The sequence below is a fragment of the Aquisalimonas sp. genome, from assembly GCF_007120195.1.
In the GTDB taxonomy this organism is placed as follows: domain Bacteria; phylum Pseudomonadota; class Gammaproteobacteria; order Nitrococcales; family Aquisalimonadaceae; genus Aquisalimonas.
Genome location: NZ_SKOG01000133.1, coordinates 1 through 2,853, shown reverse-complemented (window position 1 = coordinate 2,853; position 2,853 = coordinate 1). Strand labels below are relative to the sequence as shown.

The following is a 2,853-nucleotide window of genomic DNA, read 5'->3' as shown; positions in this document are numbered from 1 at the left end:
GGCGCGAGATCATCGATGCGCTTGCCGATCAGCTCGGTGCAGTCGTCAAGCGTGACCTGGAGTTTCACTTCGGATCCCATCATGCCGGGACGTGCCGCATGGGGCAGGATCCAGAGCGCAGCGTCGTGGACGCTGACCTCAAGGCCCACGACGTGGACAACCTGTTCGTGGTCGGCAGCAGCAACTTCGTGACCTTGTCCCTTCCCAACCCGACACTCACCATCGCCGCACTTGCTCTGCGGCTCGGTGACCATCTGGTCGCGTCCCGCGCTAGTTTCTGACAAACCAACCGCGCCAAGGGCGCACAGGTGCGGCATGAGTTGTGCGCCTGCGGCGCCATGTCATTGACGGCGGGTTACGCTGCGCTAATCCGCCCTACGGGTGCGGCGTCCAGCCGCGCCATGGTACCGGCGTCGATCGAAGGGTGTGGCCATGCCATGGCACCGGGTTCGATCGAAGGGTGTAGGGTGCCATTAGCGCCAGCGTAATGCACCGTTAAACGAATTGCGCCGAAGGCGCGCAGCGGCAACGCGATCCGTGCGCCTGCGGCGCGTTGTTATTGACGGCGGGTTACGCTGCGCTAACTGACTACTTGGCCGTCCTATCACTGGCGACTCTCCGTGACGGCGTCGTCCGACGCGGGTGAGCGGGACATCGCCGCGCGCTCGCGGCCGGTCATGAAGAGAATCATGCCAATGCCGCCCAATAGCCACACTTTCAGCCGTATCAGAATGGCAACGGCCACGGTCGCCTCCAGGGAAATGCCCACCAACGAAAAGTAATAGGCGTACACGCCCTCTGTGTAGCCGAGATTGCCGGCAGCCGCCACCGGCAACGAGGACATGAAAAGTACTACGGGCGTGACCGGGATAAAATCGGCCGGTGGCATAAACCCGAACGTGCCAAACGCCACCAGGATGTTGATCCAGGTGAGGAGGTAGAACACGGCAGTGAGCGACCAAACCTGCCAGGCGACTCTGCGTCGCTCCCACAGTGCCCGCAGGGCCTCACCGGTGTCGGACAGAAAGCGCGCGAGCCAGTCCACCACTGGAGCGAGGCGGCGCGCGCGCGGCATCCGCATGAGGCGAGCCGTCACGGACTGCACCACCGCGGTCACCGTGTGCCGGAACAAGGCGCCGGCCAGGATGGCCGCTAGAGCGCCGGCGCAGATGAGCGCGGGCACCGCAAACGCAAGGTGTTGCCCGAGGTCGGGACGGACCAGGGGCAGGGCGGCCACGAGGACAACAAGCACCACCAGGCCAGTGATGCGTTCCATGAAGACGCTGGTCGCAGCGCCCGTGCTGCTGCCGGTACGCCGCGCGGCGAGGTAAATACGGGCCCCGTCACCGCCGAAATTCGATGGCAACAAGGCGGTAAAGTAATAGCCGATAAAATAGATGCGCAGCGTGGTCCAGAAGCCCGGAGCGGCCCCGTGGATCTTCATCAGCGCATGCCATTTTGCATTGCTGACCAGAAGCATGCCGATCCCCACCAGCACGAACAGGGTGAGGTAGAACCCGTCGATCTGTGAAAACCGCTGGGCCAGCCCCTGGTGGTCCGGAACCTTCCACAGCAGATACAAAAACACCGCGGTAAGAATCAGCTTAAGGGCGCGAATGGCCTGCTTCTTCTTGGTCACATCATGGCTCCATGAGCGCTTGAGGGCGAGCCGGGCGTATGGCTGTCAAGGCCTCGCCGGCGGTGAGTGGGCGTGCACAACCTGTTCGTCCAGCTGCGCATACAGTGAGTTGACTGCAGCCTGAAACGCCTCGTAACTGTGCTCGCGCTCCACGAACGCCCGCGCGCGCTCGCCCATTTGACGGGCGTGCTCGCGGTCGCGCAGCAGAGTCACCCAGGCGTCGGCAAACCCTGAAACCGTCGCCGGGGCGAGGCAGGCGATCTCGGAGTCGAGGACCTGATTGTGCGTGGGTAGATCCGTTGCCAGCACCGGGACCCCGGAGTGCAGGTAGCTGTAGATCTTCATGGGCGTATTCACGCCATGGGTGCGAGGGGAGACGAGTACATCCGCCTGGGCCATATAGAAAGCGAGGTCGTGCACCGGGCGCTGCCCCAGAAAATGCACGTACTTCTCCATGCCAAGCCGGGCGATATGGGCCTGATAACGGGCGATATCCTTATCATTGCCACCAATGATGACAAGGTGGCCGCCCTTGTGTTGGAGATGGGCGCGCGCAAAGCTCTCAAGCAGCAGGTCGATTCCCTGATACGCCTCCAGGTTGCCAATGTACATGCTAATCGTGCCGGAAATGCCCAGGGACTCCCGCAGTGGAGGGCAGGGCGCCGCGCCGGTATGCTCTTGCATCAGTGAGACATCACGAAGGACGGTGATGCGCCTGGCGCCATAGGTGTCGATCTCGTTGGCCAGGGCATCACACACTGGGACCACCGCCGCCGCTCTGCGCACGGGCATGGCCTCCAGAAACCGCAGCATGCGGCGGAGCGGGCTGAGCAACGGGTACTTGTCAATGATCTGGGTCGATAGTGTCGAGTCCATGTCGTAGACAAAGGGCACCGAAGTGAATGGTTTCAGCACCATTGCCATGAACGCGCTTTCTTCCACCGCATGGATGACGTCATAGTCCTCGCGCCGCAGGCGTCGAATCAGGCTTGCGAACAGGAAGACATCGCAGATCAGTTTCTTCACTGAAGGCCCCGGCCCCACGTTCCGAATGCCGGGCGGACTTGCAATGCGGTGGATCGTGACTCCAGGGTAGTGGCGGTCTGCGCCTTCATGGAAGGTCAACACGTCGGCCGTGTCGCCGCGTTCACTGAGCGCCCTGACAAGCAGATCGACGGCGATGGGCGTGCCGCGTTCCTGATAGAAGGGGTGGG

The 2,853-nt window shown here is 62.6% G+C and carries 3 protein-coding genes; 1 reads left to right on the top strand and 2 read right to left on the bottom strand.

The features are described from left to right. A partial coding sequence (locus QZT63_RS09795) for a GMC family oxidoreductase (protein WP_290650752.1) occupies window positions 1-281 on the top strand: 281 nt, incomplete at its 5' end. Window positions 282-604: 323 nt separating this feature from the next. On the opposite strand, the gene QZT63_RS09790 is transcribed toward QZT63_RS09795, so the two are convergent. Next, on the bottom strand, window positions 605-1,639 hold the full coding sequence (locus QZT63_RS09790; protein ID WP_290650750.1) for a lysylphosphatidylglycerol synthase transmembrane domain-containing protein: 1,035 nt from the start codon (window positions 1,637-1,639) through the stop codon (window positions 605-607). A gap of 45 nt (window positions 1,640-1,684) precedes the next feature. Continuing rightward, a partial coding sequence (locus tag QZT63_RS09785; protein WP_290650748.1) for a glycosyltransferase occupies window positions 1,685-2,853 on the bottom strand: 1,169 nt, incomplete at its 5' end.